This window comes from Haloterrigena salina JCM 13891 (assembly GCF_000337495.1).
Classification (GTDB): domain Archaea; phylum Halobacteriota; class Halobacteria; order Halobacteriales; family Natrialbaceae; genus Haloterrigena; species Haloterrigena salina.
In genome coordinates, this window is sequence record NZ_AOIS01000028.1 from 8740 (window position 1) to 30226 (window position 21487).

Annotated in this window: 18 protein-coding genes (1 of these 18 cut by a window edge); 11 read left to right on the forward strand and 7 right to left on the reverse strand. The window is 66.2% G+C overall.

Features of this window, described 5'->3' with window-relative positions:
* The 4 genes from C477_RS07065 to C477_RS07080 form a co-directional block, all read right to left on the reverse strand.
* Positions 1–1207: the start of a methyl-accepting chemotaxis protein gene (locus C477_RS07065; RefSeq protein WP_008893769.1), read on the reverse strand. 1460 nt of this gene lie to the left of the window's left edge; only the first 1207 of its 2667 coding nucleotides appear in the window; its start codon is at positions 1205–1207; its stop codon lies off the left edge, out of view.
* A complete protein-coding gene (locus tag C477_RS07070) occupies positions 1207–2475 on the reverse strand; it encodes an ABC transporter substrate-binding protein (protein WP_049914386.1) in 1269 nt (422 codons plus the stop codon). Before C477_RS07070 ends, C477_RS07065 begins: the two co-directional genes overlap by 1 nt.
* Positions 2476–2936: 461 nt before the next feature.
* A complete protein-coding gene (locus C477_RS07075; protein WP_008893771.1) occupies positions 2937–3890 on the reverse strand; it encodes an electron transfer flavoprotein subunit alpha/FixB family protein in 954 nt (317 codons plus the stop codon).
* On the reverse strand, positions 3887–4675 hold the full coding sequence (locus C477_RS07080; protein WP_008893772.1) for an electron transfer flavoprotein subunit beta/FixA family protein: 789 nt from the start codon (positions 4673–4675) through the stop codon (positions 3887–3889). The genes C477_RS07075 and C477_RS07080 overlap by 4 nt, the downstream gene beginning before the upstream one ends.
* Positions 4676–4881: 206 nt before the next feature.
* Here C477_RS07080 and C477_RS07085 point away from each other — a divergent pair, with 206 nt between their 5' ends.
* The 6 genes from C477_RS07085 to C477_RS07115 all read left to right on the forward strand — a co-directional run bounded on the left by C477_RS07085 (position 4882) and on the right by C477_RS07115 (position 10591).
* Entirely contained in the window at positions 4882–5391 is a 510-nt protein-coding gene (locus C477_RS07085) for a TRAM domain-containing protein (RefSeq protein WP_008893773.1), read from the forward strand.
* A 210-nt stretch (positions 5392–5601) separates the two neighbouring features.
* A complete protein-coding gene (locus C477_RS07090) occupies positions 5602–6594 on the forward strand; it encodes an MBL fold metallo-hydrolase (protein ID WP_008893774.1) in 993 nt (330 codons plus the stop codon).
* 573 nt (positions 6595–7167) lie between these two features.
* Positions 7168–7635 (forward strand): Tfx family DNA-binding protein, encoded by a 468-nt coding sequence (locus C477_RS07100; protein ID WP_049914395.1) that lies wholly within the window; start codon positions 7168–7170, stop codon positions 7633–7635.
* Between the two features lie 117 nt (positions 7636–7752).
* The gene (locus tag C477_RS07105) at positions 7753–8391 is read left to right on the forward strand and encodes a hypothetical protein (RefSeq protein ID WP_008893777.1); all 639 of its coding nucleotides are present in this window, start codon (positions 7753–7755) and stop codon (positions 8389–8391) included.
* A 97-nt stretch (positions 8392–8488) separates the two neighbouring features.
* On the forward strand, positions 8489–9520 hold the full coding sequence (locus C477_RS07110; RefSeq protein WP_008893778.1) for an alkaline phosphatase family protein: 1032 nt from the start codon (positions 8489–8491) through the stop codon (positions 9518–9520).
* 147 nt (positions 9521–9667) lie between these two features.
* Positions 9668–10591, forward strand: a complete 924-nt coding sequence (locus tag C477_RS07115; protein WP_008893779.1) for an HFX_2341 family transcriptional regulator — start codon at positions 9668–9670, stop codon at positions 10589–10591.
* Positions 10592–10597: 6 nt separating this feature from the next.
* Here C477_RS07115 and C477_RS07120 read toward each other — a convergent pair whose 3' ends face one another.
* Positions 10598–13216 (reverse strand): efflux RND transporter permease subunit, encoded by a 2619-nt coding sequence (locus C477_RS07120; protein ID WP_008893780.1) that lies wholly within the window; start codon positions 13214–13216, stop codon positions 10598–10600.
* Positions 13217–13309: 93 nt separating this feature from the next.
* Here C477_RS07120 and C477_RS07125 point away from each other — a divergent pair, with 93 nt between their 5' ends.
* The gene (locus C477_RS07125) at positions 13310–13948 is read left to right on the forward strand and encodes a hypothetical protein (RefSeq protein ID WP_008893781.1); all 639 of its coding nucleotides are present in this window, start codon (positions 13310–13312) and stop codon (positions 13946–13948) included.
* A gap of 119 nt (positions 13949–14067) precedes the next feature.
* Here the strand turns inward: C477_RS07125 and C477_RS07130 are convergent, their stop codons facing one another.
* Entirely contained in the window at positions 14068–14901 is an 834-nt protein-coding gene (locus C477_RS07130; protein ID WP_008893782.1) for a DUF4097 family beta strand repeat-containing protein, read from the reverse strand.
* Between the two features lie 265 nt (positions 14902–15166).
* Here C477_RS07130 and C477_RS07135 point away from each other — a divergent pair, with 265 nt between their 5' ends.
* Positions 15167–17959: a valine--tRNA ligase gene (locus tag C477_RS07135; protein WP_083870258.1), complete on the forward strand. Its 2793-nt coding sequence runs from the start codon at positions 15167–15169 to the stop codon at positions 17957–17959.
* 466 nt (positions 17960–18425) lie between these two features.
* Positions 18426–18779 carry a DUF7344 domain-containing protein gene (locus C477_RS07140; protein WP_008893784.1) on the forward strand — a complete coding sequence of 118 codons (354 nt, stop codon included), beginning with the start codon at positions 18426–18428 and terminating at the stop codon, positions 18777–18779.
* A gap of 7 nt (positions 18780–18786) precedes the next feature.
* On the opposite strand, the gene C477_RS07145 is transcribed toward C477_RS07140, so the two are convergent.
* A complete protein-coding gene (locus C477_RS07145) occupies positions 18787–19497 on the reverse strand; it encodes a DUF1405 domain-containing protein (protein WP_008893785.1) in 711 nt (236 codons plus the stop codon).
* A gap of 108 nt (positions 19498–19605) precedes the next feature.
* Between C477_RS07145 and C477_RS07150 the strand changes: the two genes are divergently transcribed.
* Together C477_RS07150 and pdxS are read left to right on the forward strand one after the other, a co-directional pair.
* Positions 19606–20412 (forward strand): acetoacetate decarboxylase family protein, encoded by an 807-nt coding sequence (locus tag C477_RS07150; RefSeq protein WP_008893786.1) that lies wholly within the window; start codon positions 19606–19608, stop codon positions 20410–20412.
* A gap of 117 nt (positions 20413–20529) precedes the next feature.
* Positions 20530–21444, forward strand: a complete 915-nt coding sequence (gene pdxS / locus C477_RS07155; RefSeq protein WP_008893787.1) for a pyridoxal 5'-phosphate synthase lyase subunit PdxS — start codon at positions 20530–20532, stop codon at positions 21442–21444.
* Positions 21445–21487 lie beyond the last annotated feature (43 nt).

Consider the following 21487-nt stretch of genomic DNA (forward strand, 5'->3'; position numbering starts at 1 on the left):
GGGTCAGATCGCCGTCTGCACAGTCGTCCATCACGGCGCTGAACTCCTCGGCTTTCGCCTCGAGATGGCGGTTTATGGACTCGGTCTCGGCCCGAGCCGCTTCGGCCTCCTCGCGTGCGGTCTCGGCGGCTTCGATCTGGTCGCGCAGCGAGTTTCGCATGCTGTCGAAGCCGTCGTACAGCCGTCCGATCTCGTCGACGCGGTCCGTCTCGAGATCGACGTCGAGGTTACCCTGTTCCATCTCGGTCGTCCGATCGCGTAATCTGGCCAGCGGGCCGACGGTCTGCCGGCCGAGAACGACGCCGACGACGCCGAGCGCGACCAGGCTCGTCAACACCATCGCGATGACGTTCGTTTCGACGTCGGAGACGACGCCGTACGCCTGCTCGTTCGGCACGGACGTGATGGCGACCCATTGCGTGTTCCCGACGGGAACGTACGCCCGTACCACGTCGTCGTCCTGAATGCGCGTTAGTCGGCCGCCCAGAGCGGCAGCCATCGCCTCGTCGTCGACCGCTTCGTCGTCGATCGACGCGGAGTCGGCCTGAAAGACCACCGATCCGTTGCTATCGAGAATGGCCGTCGACGCCGACGTGTTCTCCTGGTGGAGTTGCTCGACCTGATACTCGAGCGTGCCGATGATGACGACGGCTCGATCTTCGCGTTCCGTCACCGGGCTGGCGAAGGCCATCACTTGGTCATCGAGGGTCGGCGATTGGTACGCTTCCTGGGAGTGCCAGACGGACTCCTCGACCCCGAGGTTCTCCTCGAAGCCGTCGGCAGCCCACGGTTCCGTCAAGTTTTCGAATGACTCGCCGCGGTAGGCGGCGTTCGTACTCGTCACGATTTCATCGTTTTCGGTGTCGACGTAGTGAATCGCCCGCACGTCGACGTCCATCCGGGCTTGCTCTTCGACGAGTTGGCCCTGGACCTCCTGGGGATCGCCCTCCTGGAGGATCTGCGAATCGGAGGCGGTCCGCGTCTGAACCCGCATCGTCTCGACCCAGTTGCTGATCGTGTCGGCCTGCATCTCGGCGGTCGATTCGAGTTGCTCGTTCGAGTCCGACCGAACCGTGTTGTCGATATCGACGTAGCTGACCGCGCCGACGGCCCCGATGACGAGCACGACCGCCAGAATCGACACCACGAACTTCACGAGGTACCGTCGCCTGACGAACGACGGCACCAGGGAGGAAAGCGACGCCATTACGAACTCACCCTGTCCAGTTCGGCGATGCCGCCATCCGCGCTTTCGTCGAACTCCCAGTACTGGAAGAGGGCGTCGGTCATGTCTCCGTTCTCGTCGAAGGACACCGAACTCGAGGCGCCCTGGTAGGTGACGGAGTCACCTTGGGCCGCGAGTTCGATCCCGTCGGCGAGGGACTCCGGCGTGATCTCTTCGCCGTCGCCGGTCGTAACCGCCTGCATGGCGTTTCTGATGGCGGTCCCGTCGTTTTGCCCGGCGTAGGCGTTCGCGAGCAACAGGACGGCGCTCGCGTCGTAGGAGTGAGGCGTGAAGACGCCCGGTTCGGCGTCGTAGGTGTCCTCGAACAGTTCCGTGAACGTCTCGGTCCCCGGTCCGTCGACCAGCGGCGCGGTGCCGCGGATGCCGTCGAGCGAGTAGTCGACCTGGTCGTGGAGATCGCTGTCCTGCAGGCCGTCGGTGACGAGGATGTCTTCCGGAGCGTCGCCACCTAGGTCGGCGAACACCTGTCCGCCGGTCTCCGGATACCCGATCACGACGAGCAGTTCGGGATCGTCCGTTCTGGCTCGTTCGATCGCTCCCTCGTAGGTGTCCTGCCCTTCCGTTAGCGGAACCTGCGCCGAAACCGTTCCGCCGTGATCGTTCCGGAACGAGCGCGAGAACGCCTGGCTCAACTGCCAGCCGTAGTCGTTGTTCGCGTAGAGGGTCGCGGCGCTGTCGTGGCCGAGGTCGTTCGCCGCCCGGTCGGCGAGCACGACCGCCTGCAGCGAGTCGGAGACCGCGGTCCGGAAGACCAGCCCGGCGTCGTTGAGCGAGGTGATCGTCGGCGTGGTCGCGCCCGGCGAACAGCAGACGGTCCGGTACGGAATGAGAACCTGCTGGGTCGCCTGCAGCGTCACGTCCGAGGCTGCCGGCCCGTTAACCATCGGATAGTTCTGCTTGGCCAGGTCGTAGGCGCCCTGGACGCCCGTGGACGGCGAGGTTTCGGTATCGACGACTTCGTACTCGATGTCGAGCGAAATCTCGTCTTCGACTTGCCGAATCGGGAGCTCCGCGGCGTTTCGCATCGGCTTCCCGACGGTCTCGAGATTGCCGCTCAACGGTTGCATGATTCCGAGTCTGAGCGTTCGGTCGGTCCCGCCGACGTCACTCCCGTCCTCGATGTCGTTCGAGTCGAGTCCGGGAACCGAACTGAGACAGCCGGCGAGGCCGCCGAGACCGGCTCCACAGAAACCGGTCAATAGTTTTCGACGATTCAAGTGAACGGACATACCTGCGTATTTCACTCATCACATATAACGATACTGTCTGGATTTAGATACTTATTAGAATAAATAGTAATTCGATTTGGTATAAAGACGAATGGTTACTATACTGTCACACGAGATCGTATTTGTGAGGGACTAACAACCGGTATTTGTGGGAATCCGTTCTCGAGATCGAGACGCTATCGCTATAAAATTCACACGTCGTGGTTACAGCAAAGTGCGATTGCGGACCAAACATAATTTATCTGGAATACGAATCTGCTTGTTCGATGAGGGAACGTACCATCCCGTCGATACGAAATACGGATCGCTGAACCGCGAGTAACCACGCTTTCCGTGAGGGGCCGAAGCAAATTGAATTCGAACGAATTAGTCGTTCGGAACCGGTGGAAACGGATCTCCGCTCGAACGTTCGCCTCCGACGTCCCGAGAAAACCCCCACCCTCGCGTTGCGCGAGTCTCGCTTACTGGAACTCTTCGGTGAGCGCGGGAACGACGTCGAAGAGGTCGTCGACGATCGCGTAGTCGGCGATGTCCATGATCGGCGCGTTGGGGTCGGTGTTGATCGCGACGATCGTATCCGAGCCCTTCATCCCGGCGACGTGCTGGACGGCCCCGGAGATGCCGATCGCGATGTAGACGTCCGGCGTGACGACCTTCCCGGACTGGCCGACCTGTCGGTTCTTGGGCAGCCAGCCGTTGTCGACGATCGGCCGGGAGGACGAGACCGTCGCGCTGAGGGCGTCCGCGAGCTCCTCGATCAGCGGGAGGTTGTCCTCCTCCTCGATTCCGCGGCCGACGCTTACGAGGACGTCCGCTTCGGTGATGTCGACGTCGCCGCCGCCGACCTCCTCGAAGCCGTTGACCGTCGAGCCGATGGCGTCCTCGTCGATGTCGGCGTCGAAGGCCTCGATCGCGGCGTCGCCGGTGCCTTCGGCCTGGGGCCACTCGGCGCTGCGGATCGTCGCCACCGCGCTCCCCTCGAGTTCGTTAGTCGTCTCGACCTTGCCGCCGTACATTTCGCGGGTAGCGATCAACGTCTCGCCGTCGGTCTCGAGGTCGATCGTGTCGGTGACGATCGGCAGGTCGAGTTGGGTGGCGACGGCGGGGGCGTAGTCGAGGCCGTTGACGCTGTTGGGCGCAAGGACGTACTGCGGGGCGAGCTCATCGTAGAGCTGGCTGATCGCCTGCGTGTAGACGTCGTGGTTGAACTCCTCGCCGTAGTCGACGGTGTGAATGGCGTCGACGCCCTCGCGGTTGAGCTTCTCCGCGAACTCGTCGACGGTGCCGCTGATGACCGCCAGATGCAGGTCGCCGCCGGTCTCGTTAGCCAGCTGGCGACCTGCGGTAATGATCTCGTAGCTGACGTCGCGCAGTTCGCCGCGACGGTGGTCCGTGACTGCGAGAATGTCCGTCATTGTGCCACCCCCTTGTCGCGAAGCAGTTCAGCGAGCTCTCCAGCCGTCTCCTCGGCGCTGCCTTCCCAGGTCGTCACGTCGCTCTCGCTTTCGGGTTCGTACATGTCCGTCAGCTCGAGTTCGGCGTCGACGGCGCTCTCGTCGACGCCGAGATCGGCCAGCGCCTTGACGTCGAGTTCCTTTCGCTGGGCCTGCCGGATCCCGCGCAGGCTGGCGTAGCGGGGCTCGTTGATCCCCGTCTGGATCGTCAGGACCGCGGGGAGCTCGATCTCGGTCAGCTCCTCGACCCCGCCCTCGAGTTCGCGTCGCACGGAGGCCGCGTCGTCGAAGTCGTGCTCTAAGTGATTGACGACGGCGCCCCACTGGTAGCCGAGGTGCTCGGCGACGGAGACGCCCGTCGCGCCGAAGCTGTCGTCGCCGGCCTGGACGCCCGTCAGGACGAGGTCGGGATCTTCCTCCTCGACGACGGCGCTCAGGATCTCCGTCTTGGCGCCGACGTCCAGCAGATCGACGTCCTCGAGCGAGTCGTCCCAGATGCGGACGGCGCGATCGGCGCCTTTCGCCAGCGCCTGCCGGATGGTCTGTTCGCACTCCTCCGGACCGATCGTGACTGTCACGACTTCGTCGGCGACGCCCGCCTCCTGGAGCTGGACGGCCTCCTCGATGGCGTAGTCGTCCCACTCGTTGAGGTCGGCGCCCAGATACTGGTCGGCGATCCCAGTACCCTCGATTTCGAACTCGTCTTCGACGGTCGCGACTTCTTTGACCGTAACGAGGATTTTCATCATTTATCACTGCCACGCCCGTACCGTAAACCTTTTCGAAACGCGCTTTCATATGAGACCAGTTCATTTAACGATCCGTAAGTAAATCTCTAAAATAGATTACAGACTGTCTGGTGTCGAGAGGAAAAACTACCAACGTTACTCATCGTGCCGCTATCGATCCGCAAGACGGAAACGGTTTAACGACGCCACTGGTAGTACGCGATATGGCAGACTGTCCACTTGCCGACGACTGCCCGAGCTTTTCCGAGCGGATCTCGGGAATGGGGTGTCAACACTACGGCGACCGCGGGGGCAAGGAGTGGTGTAAGCACTACAGCCAGCCCATCGAGGATCTGAAGACCCAGCCCGTCAAGTCGGGCGAGGAGATCGTTATCGACGTCGTCGACATGCACGAGAGCGGCGCCGGCGTCGGGCGGACGGAAGACGGGTTTATCGTGCTGGTCGACGGCATTCTGCCGGAGGCCCGAGCCCGCGTTCAGGTGACCCAGGTCCACAGCAACCACGCCCGCGCCGAGGAACTCGAACTCCTCCCGATGGATCCCGACGAGGACGCGGAGTCCGACGCCGACGCGATGTCGGCCGACGACGAGGGCGGGGGCGAGGACAAGGACGAGGATGAGGACGCGGAATCCGACGCCGACACGGACGGCGGGGACAAAGGCAAGCCGGCCCGCGAACGGCTCGGCAGCCGAGAGAACTTCTGGGGCTCGTAGTCGACCCATCGAGTGGACAGTCGTCGATCGCTCCGTTTTCGCGCAGTTTAGCGCCCGTATTGCAATACGACGTGAGTACAGTTGCAGCGACTGTTAGGCACCCGACGGCAGCTGATTCGGGGAGTCGACGACGGATACGGCGCTTCGCGGATAGAACGCCGCGACCGTCGCGACGCAAGGGTTTTCCCGTCGCTTGTGCGACACAACGGCATGGAGCGGATCCCCCTGTCGAACTCGGCGTTCGAAGGCGACAACAACGCGTACCTCTTCGCGAACGAATCGGAGGCGGCGCTGGTCGACACCGGCGACTGGACGGCGACGACGCGAGAGCAACTCGAGGCCGCCCTCGCCGAACGGGACCTCGCCTTCGCCGACATCGATCGGATCTTCCTCACCCACTGGCACGGCGACCACACCGGACTGGCGGGCGAGATTCAGGCCGAAAGCGGCGCCGAGGTCTACGTCCACGAGGCCGACGCGCCGCTCGTCGAGGGCGACGAGGACGCCTGGGACGCGATGTACGAGCTCCAGGAGGAGTACTTCGAGCAGTGGGGGATGCCCGAGGAGAAGCGGGCCATCCTCCGGGAGCGGATGGCTGACGCCGGGACGAGCGCCGCGTCGCCGACGGTCACGACGTTCGCCGACGGCGAGACGTTCCCCGTACCCGGCGGCGAACTCGAGGTCGTCCACGCGTCCGGCCACGCCGCGGGATTGAGCATGTTCGAAACGACCCTCGAGGGACAGCGGGAGGTCATCTCCGGCGACGCGCTGTTGCCCGTCTACACGCCCAACGTCTGCGGCGCGGACGTCCGCGTCGATCGGCCGCTCGAGCGCTATCTGCGGGCGCTGCGGGGGATCGTCGAGATCGACTACGATCGCGCGTGGCCGGGCCACCGCGATCCGATCGACGAGCCCGCTGACCGGGCCCAGCACATCATCGACCACCACGCGGAACGCGCCTGGCGGGTCCTCGACGCGCTGGATCGCGAGGGTCCCTGCGACACCTGGTCCGTGAGCGCGGCCCTGTTCGGCGACCTCGAGGACATCCACATCCTCCACGGCCCCGGAGAATCGTACGCCCATCTGGAGCACCTAGAGCGGGCCGGGACCGTCGTCCGGGAGGAGACCGAGTATCGCCTGGCCGACGGCGTCGCGGAAGTACTCGCCGCGAAGGACGAACGGCGCTGGCATCTCGAGTACTGACGACGGCGCGGCCCATTGGTCTCTAGTTCCCGCGAAAACCAGTCGCTCACGTCCGAAGCGGGACGCGAAATACGCGGCGAAAGAGTTTCCCCCCTCGGGTAACTCTCACTCCCCTCGCGGGAGCCGCGTGAGACACGGCGAGAGGCGATGTCAGAGGCACGGACCCGCCGTGGCGCAGCCGGTGCGCAGTATACACTCAGTCATACCGACTGTTATCTCTATTGGTTAGTTCCGATCGATCGACGGATCGATTTCAACGGGCGTCTGAGCGAACGGCGCCGTTCGCTCGAGCCCTCGGCGGTCCATCGAGGGCACCGGGACGCTGTGACCGCGCCCTCGACTACCGTCCGCTGATCGACGCCGCTGCCGTCCGCTTCGGTGGTCCGGACGATCCGGTGATCCAGCGCGGGGTGGACGACCGCGTGGACATCCTCGGGCATAGAGCGTTCGGCCGAGTTCCCGCCGTCCGATCGGCGACCAACGGGGACGGGACCGGGGAAGCTTTGACCCTGCCGTCGTCTTAGACAGGGGTATGAGCGGACGCGAGCGGGAGCGGGAGTGGAGGCGATCGCCGTGATCGACGAGACCGAGGAACTGCTCGAGGAGATCGGGTTCGACGCCGAGACGAGCGTGTTGACACACCGCCAGGCGCAGGTGCTCGCGCTCCGCGAACGCGGCGTCTCGCAGGCCGACATCGCCGACGCGCTTGGCACCTCGCGGGCGAACGTCTCCTCGATCGAGTCGAGCGCGCGCGAGAACTTGGCGAAGGCTCGCGAGACGGTGGCCTTCGCGGAGGCGTTGCGGGCGCCGGTCCGCGTTCGGGTGCCGGCCGGGACCGACCTCTACGACGTTCCGCAGTTGGTCTACGACGCCTGCGACGAGCAGGGCGTCAAGGTCGATCACACCGCGCCGGACCTGATGAAGGTCGTCAGCGACGCCGCGGGGTCGGCGGTGTCGGGACGCGAGGTGTCGACGCCGCTGATCGTCGGCGTCACCTCCGAAGGGATGGTGCGGGTCCGCCACCAGGACCGCCGGGAGTGATCATCGTTCGACGCTGCCGGGAGTGATCGCCGTTTGACGCCGCGTCGCGCGACTCCGAATTGCAGGCAGCGTCAGCAGTCCGAAGACCGAAAGGCGACGACGGCATACGCGAGGGTGATGACGTTCGATCTGCCGGAGGCAGTAGCCGACTCGTGGCGACCGCTGGGAACGCGAACCGGCGAGACGAGTGCCATGCTCGCCTCGATTACCGCCGAGACGACGGTCTACGAGCGCATTACGCCCGCGACCGGCGTGGACGCGCTCGAGGCGAGTGACATTCCGGCCCGCTCCCTGTTCGTCGTCGACGTGACCGTCTCCCCCTCGCCCGACGATCTCGGGCTATCGACGACGGCCGTCTTCTCGAAGGCCGCACCGAAAGCGAGAGACCAGTTCGTCGACACCCTCGAGTCCGAAGGGCTGGCCGTCGAGGGCACCCGGAACAGCCTTGAGTTCGAGGCGTCCAACGGCAACGGGGGCTCGTGGTACGTCCTCGACGTGGGGTACCCCGTCGACGGAGAGACGGGCGAGGAACCGGACCGGATCGACGCCGAGGCCCACGTCGCCGTCTGGCCGCTCGAGTCGACGTTCGGGATGGCCGGCGGGGTGCTCCCGCTCGAGGACGGCGTTCGCGCCGAGACCGCCGACTCGGCGTCGTCGAACGACGAGTTGAATATCGATCCGGAGCGCGACCGCGAGACGATCGCGCAACTGATCCGAACGGTCGACTTCGACGGCGACGCGTCGGACGCCTCCTAACGCTCGGAGACTCGCTGCCCCGTCTGGACCGCCCGCTCGACTGCGTTCGAAACCGTCTCGATATAGTGAATTTCAGTCCATCGAACGCTAAAATTGATTGACCGTCCAGTTGCACCTCGAGACGATGGACCTCTCCCCGGAGAAGTACACCCTCTCCAATTTTATCGAGGCGTGTAAGAATCCCGAATCGTTCAAACACGAACTCAAAAAGCGGTACGGTGACGTGCAGAAACACGTCTTCTATCGGGAGCACGGGCGTCCGACGAACGTCATGGACGCGGACTGGGACAATCTCCTGTTGCTGGACGCCTGTCGGTTCGACGCCCTCGCCGCCCACAATACGATCGACGGGGAACTCGATGCCGCCGTCTCCGTCGCGTCGACGAGCAACGAGTTCATGGACAAGACGTTCGCCGGGGAGACGTTCCACGACACGGTGTACGTCTCCGCGAACGGGTTCTCCCACCACCTCGAGGACGGCACGTTCCACGAGTTCGTCTCGACGTACCCCGAGTCTCAGCGGGACGTCCTCGACAGTGAACTCTACCGGAACTACCGGCCGGGGATCGTCCGCGAGAAGGCCGTCGAGACCTACGAACGCCATCCGGACAAACGGTTGCTCGTCCACTTCATGCAGCCCCACGGCCCGTACTTCGGACCGAAAGCCGAGGCGTTGCGCGAGCGGCTCCGAACGAACCACGGGCTCGAGTTCTCCGCCTGGCAGTCCGACGCCGACGTCACTAGTCGCTCGGAGGGGATGGTGTACCTGATGGACGCCGCGGAGGCGGGCTACGTTTCCCCGGCCGAACTCCAGGAGGTGTACGTCGAAAACCTGCAGTTGGTCCTCGAGCACGTCGAACGCCTCGTCGAGCAACTCGACGGAAAGACCGTCATCACCGCCGACCACGGGGAACTGCTCGGCGAGACCTCGAACCTCTACTCTCGACTCACCGGCGACCGCTACGAACATCCGGGCTACGTCTGGACGCCGGAGCTCCGACTCGTTCCCTGGCTCGTCGTCCCCTGGGAGAACCGGCGCGATATCGTCGCGGAAGAGCCGGTCGGACGAGGCGACGTCGACGACGAGGTCGTCGAGGACCACCTCCGGGCGCTCGGCTACCAGTCCTGAACCGCACCCGCGAAACGGTCACCACGGAACCGGTTCGATCGGTCTCGAGGTCGACCCGACGGACCGCCGTCGCTGCCCGTCGTGACCGTGGCTCACACCGATGCCGACGTACCGGGATTGATTACCTCGCCGTGCCACCTCTCACGTATGCAAACCCACATCGTCCCGGTCGGCTTCGACTACGACCGGCTGATCGCGCCGCTGGTGCGCGATCAGATCGACGTCGACAGCGTCATCCTCCTCGAGGGCGCCGTCGGGAGCGAGGCCAACGTCGAGTACTCCCGGCACCTCTCGGACAAACTCGAGACCGACTTCAAGAACCTGCTGGGGGCGACCACCGAGCGGTTCGTCCTCGAAGACGTCTACGACTACGACGCGGCCTTCGAGCAGGCCTACGACCTCATCACCGCCGAACTCGACGACGGCAACGAGGTCTGGGTCAACGTCGCCGCGATGCCCCGCACGGTGAGTTTCGCCTTCGCCAACGCCGCCCACTCGCTGATGGTCGAGCGCCAAGAGGACCGCGAGGGGATCCACACCTACTACACGGCCCCCGAGAAGTACCTCGAGACGGAACTGGCCGAGGAGCTCCGCGAGCAGATCGAACTCCTCGAGGAACTGGGCGCCGGGGCGGGCGTACAGGGAGAAAGTGCCGACACCCTCGACGGCGACCGGATCGACGACCGCCTCGAGAGCGCCCGCGACCTCCTCTCGGAGTTCGACGAGCGCGGGACGACGATCGGGGCCAAGGAGATCGACGGTCGCCACATCGTCGAACTGCCCGTCGCCTCCTTCTCGAACGTCAAACCCTTCGAGGAGCTCATCCTGTTCAAACTCGGCGAAGACGGCGAGTTCGATTCGGTCTCCGAACTCGCGGAGTCGCTGGCTCGCGAACTGAACGAGGAGTACACCGACAGCTTCCGGTCGAAGGTCATCTACAACGTCGATCGGCTCGGTCCCGGCGGGAAGGGGTACATCGAGCGCGAAGAACACGGCAAATCCTACCGAACCCGACTCTCTCGCATCGGTGAGCTCTGGGTGCGAGCCCACTCCGACGACGAGTCGCGGTAACGGTACCTACCCTACTCGAGCCAGCAGCCGTTCGCGACCCACGAGCAGACACGGCAGGACGGTCAGACAAGCGACGAACGCGAAGACGATGCTCAGGCCCGTTACCAGTCCGAACCGCTGGAGCGGCGGGGCGAGCGCCAGCGCGAGAACGCCGAACCCCGCCGCCGTCGTCGCCGCGCTCCCCAGGAGCGCCCCGCCGGTGCCGGTGATCGTCGCCGCGAGCGCCGCCTCGAGCGTCGGCCGGCGGTCGCGCTCGTCGACGAACCGCTCGGCGACGTGGATGCTGTAGTCGACGCCCAGCCCGATCGCGAGGCTCGTGATGACGGCCGTCTCGCTGTTGAACGGCAGGTCGAGCAGCGCCATCGTCCCGAGCAGCCACGCGAGGGCGATCACGACCGGAGCGAGCGTGACCGCACCCAGCGAGAGCGCCCGGTGGCGCACCCAGTAGAGGGCCGTCAGGAAGACCAAGATGACCGCCAGCGTGATCGCGAAGGCCTGCACGAGCGTCTCGAGGAGCGCGTCCTGAACGACCGCCGTCGTCACGGGCCCGCCGGTGGCGATCGCCGCGACGGGCCCCGCGCGCTCGACGGCGGCCGCAACGTCACGACTGTCGTCGGCGACGGTCTGGGCGGGAGCGTCCCCCCGAACGGTCACGAGGAGGCGCGCCGATTCGTACGCCCCCTCGTCCGTCCGGTAGAGGACGTCTCCCGCGCGGTCCGCGTCGGCGTCGAACAGGGCGTCGTAGACGCCGGTGACGTCCTCGTCGGGCAGCCCGTCGCCGTCCGTATCGCGCTCCGCGACGGCGGCCGCGACGGACTCGTTCTCGGCGGCGACCTCGCGGACGACCGACGGCGGCCCCTCGATCGCGGCCTCGCCGTCCGGGCCGACGACGACCGTGTCGCCCTCGCCGACTGCACTGCCGGCCTCGTCCATCGCCGCGAGCGCGTCGGGATCGGTAACGGGCCCGCGTATCAGAATCTGCGTTCGACTCCCCTCGCCTCGCTCGGCGAAGTTGTCGCCGAGGTACGCGGCGTCGTCGCGGATCGTGTACGTATCGGGTGCGAGCGGTCCCGGGAGGGATTTGGCCCAGCCGGGCGCGTCTTCGGGGAGGAAATCCGCCTGGTTGAACTCCGTATCGATCCCCGTCGCGCCGTAGGCGCCGCCGGCGGCGAGGAGAAGCGCCGCGAGGATCACCGCGAGCGGGAGCCGCTGGGGAATCGCGACCAGTCGCGAGAGCGCCCGGCCGGTGGCACCCGGCCCTGAGCCGAACGGGCGTTTCGCGCGGTCCCGGTCGAACCGGGACTCGAGGACCTCGTCGATTTCCACCTTCAGCGCCGGCACGAAGACGGCGAAGGCGACGAACGTCGCGAGGATGCCGCCAGCGCTCAGGACGGCGAAGTCCCGCACCGCCCCGAGCGGGCTGACGACGTTCGAGAGGAAGCCGACGCCCGTCGAGACCGTCGCCGCGCCGAGCGCGAGGACGACGCCCGCGAGTCCGCGGTTCATGCCGGCTCGTGAACCGACCGGACCGCCGTTCGCGGTCGCACTCGCCGTCGGCTCCGGCGCCGCGGCCCCCTCGAGTTCGCCGGCTCTGGCCTCCCGGTAGCGCATGACCACGTGCAGCGCGTAGTCGATACTGAGCCCGATCAGGAGAAACGGCACCGCGATCAGCAGTTGGCTCGAGGGGATCTCGAGCCAACCCTGTACGCCGGCGAGCCAGGCCATCACGACGCCGATCCCGACGAGTCCGATCAGGACGTCGACGACGTCCCGATAGGTGACCGCCAGCACGCCCAACACGAGGACGAGCGCGACGGGCGTGATGATCGCGAAGCTGTCGCCGACGGCGTTCGACGACGCCTCGTCGGTGATCCCCTGCCCGAAGACGAACGCGTCGTCGAAGCGCTCGTCGACCCGGTCGGCGAGTTCGACCTGCGCGTCGTAGGCGTTCCGCGGCTCTTCCTCCGGGCCGCTACCGTCGACCTGAAAGACGAACGTGATGCGCGCGTCGGCCGTCGTCTCGCCCGGCTCGTAGTCGCGCGGGAGGAACTCGTAGGGGTCCGCCCACTCACCTGCTCCCGCCGACTGGCCCTGTTTCCTCGCGTCGCGCTCGGGATCGAGCACGTCGGCCAGCAGCGCTTCGACCTCCTCGTCGGAGCGCGACTCGAGCGCCGTAATCTGTTCCTCGAGCGCGGGCGCGCCCGTCTCCGGTGGCTCCGTCCCCGCTTCCGTTCGGTCCTCGTAGACGGCGGCCGTCCCGACGACGTTCTCCAGGCCGACGAACCCCTGCTCGTCGAGCGTGGCGTTCAGCTCCTCGTCCTCGCGAACCGCTCGCTGGAGTCGCAGCCCCTCGAGCAGCGACTCGCGGGTGAGGGCGTCGCCGCCCTCGTCGCGGACGACCACCTGAGCGACGATCGCGTCGTCGGTGCCGTAGGTCGCCTCGATCTCCTCGAGCGCGTCGGTCTCCTCGGAGTCGGTCTCGAACTGGCCGATTCCGCCGTCCCCGCTCTCGCCGACCGCCGCGCCGGCGGCGACGACGGCGGTGAGCAAGAGGACGATGACGATCACGAGGCGGCTGTGGGAAACGATCCACTCGGCGTACTTCGTCGCGACGGACCCGCTCATTCGTCACTCACGCTCGATCATCGTCTCCGGCTCCGACCGGCCCGCTCATAACGGTTCGGATGGAAACCGGTGTTATATAATCCAAATCCGATTATGAACACCGATATCGACCGCGAACGGGGGGTTCTCACCCCCGCGGATCGCGCCTACCTGCTCGGCGACCGCGAGATGAGCCACGACCAATCGAAGCGGAACGCGGAGGCCCGTATTCGACGGCGCATCCGCGCTGCCGTCCTCGACTTCGACCTGTTCCTGCACACGCTGGCCGAGAAGGACCGCCGACAGGTGTTCGAGGAGGCGGCGACCGACGAGGAGTTCCGCGCCGGGCTCCGGGCGATGCTCGCGTTCGCCTATCTGGGGCTCGAGGAGTCGGGCACCGACTTCGAGACCGTCCTCGAGCCGGCGGTCAGAAGCTGCGAGGAGTTCCTCGCGGCGAGCGGCGACGAGCGCGTCTCGGTCGACGTGCGCTTCGACGTCGAGACGACCATCGAGTCCTCGCTGTCGGGCGTCGTCTCGCGGCTCGAGGCCGGCGAACCGGTCACGCCGCGCGAACTCTTCACCGTCGTCATGCAGGGCGACCACGATCCGACCGTCCACGATCGGATCGCGATCGCCGACACGGACGCGGACGATCTCAGGGACGGCTTCCTCGAGCGGCTGGCGGGGTATCTCGGCGGCGAACTACGGTACGTGACCGACTCGAGGGCGGTTATCGACCTCGAGGGCGAGTGAGTCCGGCACCGCTTCGATACGCTGTTCCCGGTCGAGCCGTGGGACCGGCTGCGACCGCCGGCGACCTCCAGTGATCACCGGGACCCATCAGCAACCGCCGACGGGCAGGGCGATTCGGGTTATTGGAGCGATTCAACCGTGATCCGTCCGGTGTCCGTTTCGACTCGAAGCTGCGGCCCGCCGTCGCCGAGTCGCCCAGTTACTTGCTCCTCGCTTCGGGTCGCGTCCTCGAGCGGGAGGTCGTCGACGTCGATCCGCCCCGTGTTCGTCTCCACGCGCAGGTCGGCGTCGACGGCCTCGCTCACGGCGGCGGTTACCTGTCCGGTCGATGCCGAGATCGTCGTCTCACCGTCGATCGCTGGTACCTCGACGCTGATCTGGCCGGTCGAGGTGGACACGTCGCCGAGTCGCTCCGCGTCCCGGATCTCGACTCGGCCCGTGCTCGCCTTAGCGGAGACGGTCCCGTCGACGCTCGCGATATCGACTTGTCCCGTGTCCGTGCCCGCGTGCAGATCGCCCGCGACGTCGCGGACGGTGATCCGTCCCGTACTCGTTTCGACCCGCTCGAGGGCGACCTCGTGGGGTATCTCTACGTCGAGGTCCATCGAGGGACGACTGGCGAGCCAGCCTTCGCTGCCGTCCCACTCCGATCGGAGTTCGAGTCGGCCGTCGGCGAATTCGGTTTCGAGGGTCAGCTCCTCGAGATCGGTCCGAATCGAATCGGACTCCTTGACGATCTCGACGCGCACATCGTCCCGATCTGCGCCGGTGACCGAGATCCGTCCGATCTCGCCGACGATCGCGATCGACGCCGTGTCCTCGAGGGGGATCGTCTCGCGCTCCTCGCTGCGGTTGCTAACCACCGGAGTCGATCCGAGACAGCCGGAGAGTCCGAGGAGACCGGCCGTTCCGACGCTCCCGAGCAGTTCCCGCCTAGTCGTGTCGGCGCTCATACGTAATTGCATGGACCGGTCCGACGTTAAGGGGTCGGTCGGTTGGCGATCGGCCAGTCGACCCCCGTGATCTTTGTGTGCCGATCGATCCGTCGCCGGTCGATCTCAGCGTGACGAAAAACCTAACACCGTCCCGGGTGGTAACTCCCGAATACGTATGTTCCGTCCGGTCGCGGGTACGGCCGACGCGTTCGACGGCCCGCGAGAGGCGGTTTTCGTAGGGGCGTCCTAGCCCCGCATTCCCCACCCCGTTTCGACGGATGTATTGTCGGCGACCAGCATTCACCGAGCAACGACCGGTATCAGCAATGAGTACGCACACCTTCGACGCCACGACGACGCACGGCCGACGCCCCCCGCGGGCGGTGAGAGCATGAGCACGGACGCGCCCGAAACGGACGCCGAGAGCGATCCCGCAACTCGAGAGCCGACCCTCGAGGGCGGCTACGACCCCGAAGCGGTCGAGGAACGCTGGCAGCAGCGCTGGATCGACGCCGACGTCTACGCCTACGAGAGTGACGCCGAGCGCGACCCCAACACGGTCTACGCGATCGACACGCCGCCGCCGACGGTCTCGGGCAGCCTGCACATGGGCCACCTCTACGGCTCGACCCTGCAGGACTTCGCCGCACGATACCAGCGGATGGCCGACGGCGACGTGCTCTTCCCCTTCGGCTACGACGACAACGGGATCGCCAGCGAGCGACTGACCGAGTCGGAGCTGGACATCCGCCACCAGGACTACGAGCGCCGCGAGTTCCAGGAACTCTGCCGCGAGGTCTGTCAGGAGTACGAGGCCGAGTTCACCGAGAAGATGCAGGATCTCGGCACCTCGATCGACTGGAACAACACCTACAAGACGATCGAACCGCGCGTCCAGCGGGTCTCACAGCTCTCCTTCCTCGACCTCTACGAGAAGGGCCGCGAGTACCGCAAGAAGGCGCCCGCCATCTGGTGTCCGGACTGCGAGACGGCCATCTCCCAGGTCGAGATGGAGGACGACGAGCGCGGCTCGCACTTCAACGACATCGCGTTCGAACTGGCTACTGAAGGTACCGACCGCGATGAGTTCATCATCTCCACGACCCGACCCGAACTCATCCCCGCCTGCGTCTCCGTCTTCGTCCACCCCGACGACGAGGAGAATCAGGATCTCGTCGGCGAGAAAGCTCGGATTCCGATCTTCGGCCACGAAGTGCCGATCATCGAGGACGAGCGCGTCGACATGGAGAAGGGCAGCGGCGTCGTGATGTGCTGTACCTTCGGCGACCAGAACGACATCGAGTGGTACCAGGCCCACGACCTCCCGCTGCGCGTGGCCATCGACGAGTCCGCGACGATGACCGACCTCGCCGGCGACTACGAGGGCATGTCGACCGAGGAGGCCCGCGAGGCCATCGTCGAGGACCTCGACGACGAGGGCTACCTCCGCGACCGCTGGGAGATCACCCACGCGGTCCAGGTCCACGAGCGCTGTGACACCGCCGTCGAGTACCGCGTCTCCAAGCAGTGGTACGTCGAAATCTTAGACCACAAGGAGGAGTACCTCGAGGCCGGCCGGGAGATGGACTGGTACCCCGAGAAGATGTTCAGCCGCTACAAGCACTGGATCGAGGGCCTCGAGTGGGACTGGCTGATCTCCCGTCAGCGCGACTCGGGGATCCCGTTCCCGGTCTGGTACTGCGCGGACTGCGACCACGAGATCATGGCCGACCGCGAGGAGTTACCAGTTGACCCGCTCTCGGACGAGCCGCCGGTCGACGCGTGTCCCGAGTGCGGGGCCGACGACTTCGTCGCCGAAGAGGACGTCTTCGACACGTGGGCCACCTCCTCGCTGACGCCGCTGATCAACGCGGGCTGGGACTGGGACGACGACGCCGAGGAGTTCCGGATGGAGAACCCGGAGCTGTACCCGTTCGACCTGCGCCCACAGGGTCACGACATCATCTCGTTCTGGCTGTTCCACACCATCGTCAAGTGCTACGAGCACACCGGCGAGGTTCCCTTCGACGCGACGATGATCAACGGCCACGTCTTAGACGAGAACCGCGAGAAGATGTCCAAGTCCCGCGGTAACGTGGTCGAGCCCGACGAGGTGCTCGCGGACTTCCCCGTCGACGCCGTCCGCTTCTGGGCCGCGAGCGCGGCGGTCGGTGACGACTTCCCGTATCAGGAGAAGGACCTAACGGCGGGCGAAAAGCTCCTGCGCAAGCTCTGGAACGCCTCGAAGCTCGTCGACACGCTCGCGCCCCGCGAGCCCGAGGAACCCGCCGAACTCGAGGCGATCGACCGCTGGCTGCTGGCGGAACTCGACGACGCCGTCGAGGACCTCACCGCCCACCTCGAGGAGTATGAGTTCGCGAAGGCCCGCGACCGGCTGCGGACCTTCTTCTGGAACACGTTCTGTGACGACTACCTCGAGATCGCCAAGACCCGCGAGGACGAGCCCTCGACGCAGTACGCGCTGCGGACGGCCCACCGGACCTTCCTCGAGCTGTGGGCGCCGTTCCTGCCCCACGCGACCGAGGAGATCTGGCAGGCCGTCTACGCCGACGACGGGAGCGACCTCGAGGACAGCAGCATCCACGTCCGCGACTGGCCCAGCCCGCAGGGCCACGAGGCCGACCTCGAGGCCGGCGAGGCCGCCATGGAGGTCATCTCGGCGCTGCGCCGCTACAAGAGCGAGAACCAGCTGCCGCTGAACGCCGACCTCGAGTCGGTGTCGGTCTACGGCCCCATCGAGGGCTTCGAGGACGCCATCCAGAACGTGATGCACGTCCAGGACCTGACCGTCCTCGAGGAGGAACCCGAGGTCACCACCGAAATCGCGTCGATCGACCTCGACTACTCGACGCTCGGGCCGAGGTTCGGCTCGAAGGTCGGCGAGATCGATGCGGGAATCGAGAGCGGCGAGTACGAGATTGACGACGATGATGGCGTCCTTCGGGTCGCCGGCGAGAAACTCGAGGCCGACCTCTTCGAGGTCGAACGCGAGCGCACCTACTCGGGCGAGGGCGAGATGATCGAGACCGAGTCGGCGGTCGTCATCCTCGAGTAGTCGCGTCGACCTCGGCGAACCGGTCGCTCCGCTTCTCTCGTCGTTCGACTCGAGACACCGTTTTGCGACCGCCAACGTCGCCCGATCGCGTCGGTAATCGTCAGTGACTGTGGGTGTCGGCGAACGGTTTCGTGTCGCATTCTCCGTCGATTGGACGGCTGACGACCGTGGCCGAGCACCGCTCGAGCGACTCCCGAGCGGACTGGAGTCGAGGACGACCGTCTCGGATGCTTTCGACCGGCAGACGACGTGTCTCGCCGATGGTCTCCGAAACTGCCCGATCACAGCTCCAAGTATATCCGACTATCCTGTTCGAATACGCGGTATTACCCAACGTTCAAGAAATAAGTACGGTGGTAAAGCAACGTTTATCGTCCCGATCGACCATTCGTCGTTCGTGCTCTGCTGAAGTCGTTCGTCGCCGCCGAGTCGCGGGTAGTCGCGTAAGCCGAGTACAGAGAGCACCATGACAACAGAGACGTCGAACGCGGAATCACGGACTGGTACCGACTCGCTCCCGGCGAACACGATCTTCGAGCTGTTGCTCGACGATCAGCGACGCGACGCGCTGTATTACCTCTCGGGGAAGGTAGGCGCGGTCGCCCTGGAGGACCTCGTGGCACAGGTCGCACTCCGGGACGGCGAGGCGTCGGGGACGCGAGTCGACGCGATCACGGCCGGGTTCCGTCACAACCACCTGCCGAAACTGATCGACGCGGCGGTCGTGCGGTACGACACGGACGCGGGGACGGTCGAACGCCGTCCGGAGGCGGCGGCGCTCGATCCGTTCCTCCAGCTCGCACGGCGATACGAACCATAGTCGACCGCTATCGACCCACGCGGTCCGCCGGGGCGCCCCCGCGGGCCGCTTCGCACTTTTTGACCCGGATCGCGAGCGCGAGGAAGACGGCGAGCAGCGCGAACGTCACCTCACCAGCGGCGACGACGCCGAGCGCGTCCGCGCCGAGGAACATCGGTTCGTCCCCCGGGACGGGGATGGCCGTGTGGTGTGGTCCGCCGGCGATCGGCACGAAGTAATCGACGATCAGGTTGCTGCCGTACCACGCTACGGCCACGGCGACGCCCCACACGGGGAAATCGGAGATTCGGTGGAGGACGAGCGCCTGGACGACCATCGACAGGTGGCTCCAGAAGAGGAACTGGTACATCAGCGGGTCGAGATAGCTGTAGGCGTCGGCGAACGCGAGCAGCGTGTACGGCGTCCACAGCCCCAGGATGACGTTGCCGAAGAAGGCCAGCGACGTCAGCCACGGCTGTTCGTACCCCAGCTTCCAGCAGGCGACCGCCAGCGCGATCAGCAGCGTCGCCATTGGGCTGTCGGGCACCCACGGCCACATCACCGCCGGCGTCTCGCCGAGCTGGGGCCCATAGTACCAGAAGCCGAAGGCCGTCCCCGCGAGGTTGATCGCCACGACGAGCCACGCGAACCGCAGGCCGAGGTCCTCGAGGGTCTTCGGAACTGGCGTGAGATAGGTCGGCAGCGGCTCCCGGTCGGGCAGCGTGGACGACGCGAACATCGTTTCGTCCGGCCCCACGAACGGGGCTCGCAAAACAGTAGCGGTTGCCGGCCGCCGCGTCTCCAGACGACCCGTACGCCTATTCGGTTTCGAGTCGTTCGGCCACGTATGCGATCCTCGCCTCCGTCCTTGCTCCCGTCCGCGTTCGGCGACCGGACCCGCGTCACCCTCTCGACCGGCCACGAGATCGACCTCCCGCTCGAGCTCGACTTCGCGATGGGCGGCGTGACGGTCCCGGCCCGTCGTAGCCGACTCGAGGCGCTCCTGCCGGACGGCCTCTCCGCGCTCGCGGTCGCACCCGGACTCAGTTGCGCGACGTTCGTCGGAATCCGGTATCACCGCGTCGGCGGTCGGGTCGACGATCCCGAGGACAACGTCGCGCTCGAGCCCTACGACGAGTTCGCGGTCATCGTCCCAGCGGTTAGAAACGGACGGACCGACGTCCCGATCGCACAACTGGCCGGCGGCGAGATCGGCGGCTACGTCCACTGGCTCCCCGTCACGACCGACGCCTCGGTCGCGCTCGGCCGCGAGATCTGGGGGTATCCGAAGGAGCGCGCCGCCATCGAGATCGACGACGGACCGAAGGGATTCCGGTGTGTCGTCGCCGACGATCGCGACGACGGCCGAGGGCGGGAACGGGTTCGACTCGCGGTCGCTCCGCCCCGAACTCGAGTCGGCACCGATCGCCGCGAGCGGACGCTGTGGTGCTACACGACCAGGGACGGCGACCTCCTGCGGACGCGGGCCGAGCTCTGGGGCGAGATCGCGATCGGAACCCCGATCGGCGCGACGCTCGAGGTCGAGCCCGAACTGCGCGCGGAACTAGGCTGTTGGCCGCGACCGATCGCGCGACTATCCGGACCTCGAGTGCGTGCGCGGTTGCATCCGGGCGAACCGGTCGGCGACGCGTGAGACGGCGCGTCCCCGGTGTCGCCGTTCCCGCTTCGGCTGACCGGCTTCGGTTCTGTCATCCGTGTGACTCGGACTCGAACGGACACGCGTAAGTGCGGTGGCTCACAACTGCGTACTATGACTGACGAAACCGAGACCGATCTCGAGGAACTCAGGCGCGGAACCGATCTCGTCAAGCGGGGGTTCGCTCAGATGCAGAAGGGCGGCGTCATCATGGACGTCGTCAACAAGGAGCAGGCCCGTATCGCCGAGGACGCCGGCGCGGTCGCCGTGATGGCGCTGGAAGCGGTCCCGGCGGACATCCGCAAGCGCGGCGGCGTCGCCCGGATGGCCGACCCCGCCGACGTCGAGGAGATCGTGAGCGAAGTGTCGATCCCGGTGATGGGCAAATCGCGGATCGGCCACACGAAGGAGGCCCAGATTCTCGAGGCCGTCGGCGTCGACATGATCGACGAATCCGAGGTGCTCACCCCCGCCGACGACGCCTACCACATCGACAAGCGCGACTTCACCGCGCCCTTCGTCTGCGGCGCGCGTAACTTGGGCGAGGTGCTGCGCCGGATCGACGAGGGCGCGGCGATGATCCGAACCAAGGGCGAGGCCGGCACCGGCGACGTCAACCAGGCCGTCCACCACCAGCGGACGATCAAGGGCGCGATCCGCGAACTCGAGGGGATGAAACACGAGGAGCGCGAGGCCTACGCCCGCGAGATCGAGGCGCCCGCGGAACTGGTCCACGAGACCGCCGAGATGGGCCGGCTTCCGGTCGTCAACTTCGCGGCAGGCGGTATCGCGACGCCGGCCGACGCCGCGCTCATGATGCACCACGAGTGCGACGGCATCTTCGTGGGTAGCGGCATCTTCGGCGCCGAGAACCCGCCGGCGATGGCCGAAGCGATCGTCGAGGCGACGAACAACTGGGACGACCCCGAGCGACTCGCCGAAATTTCGAAGAACCTCGGCAAGGGGATGAAAGGCGACGCGAACGCAGACCTCCCCGAGGAGGAGAAGATGCAGGGTCGCGGCGTCTAACTGATCGGCGGCGAAACTCGCTTTCGGTACGGACGGTCCCGAC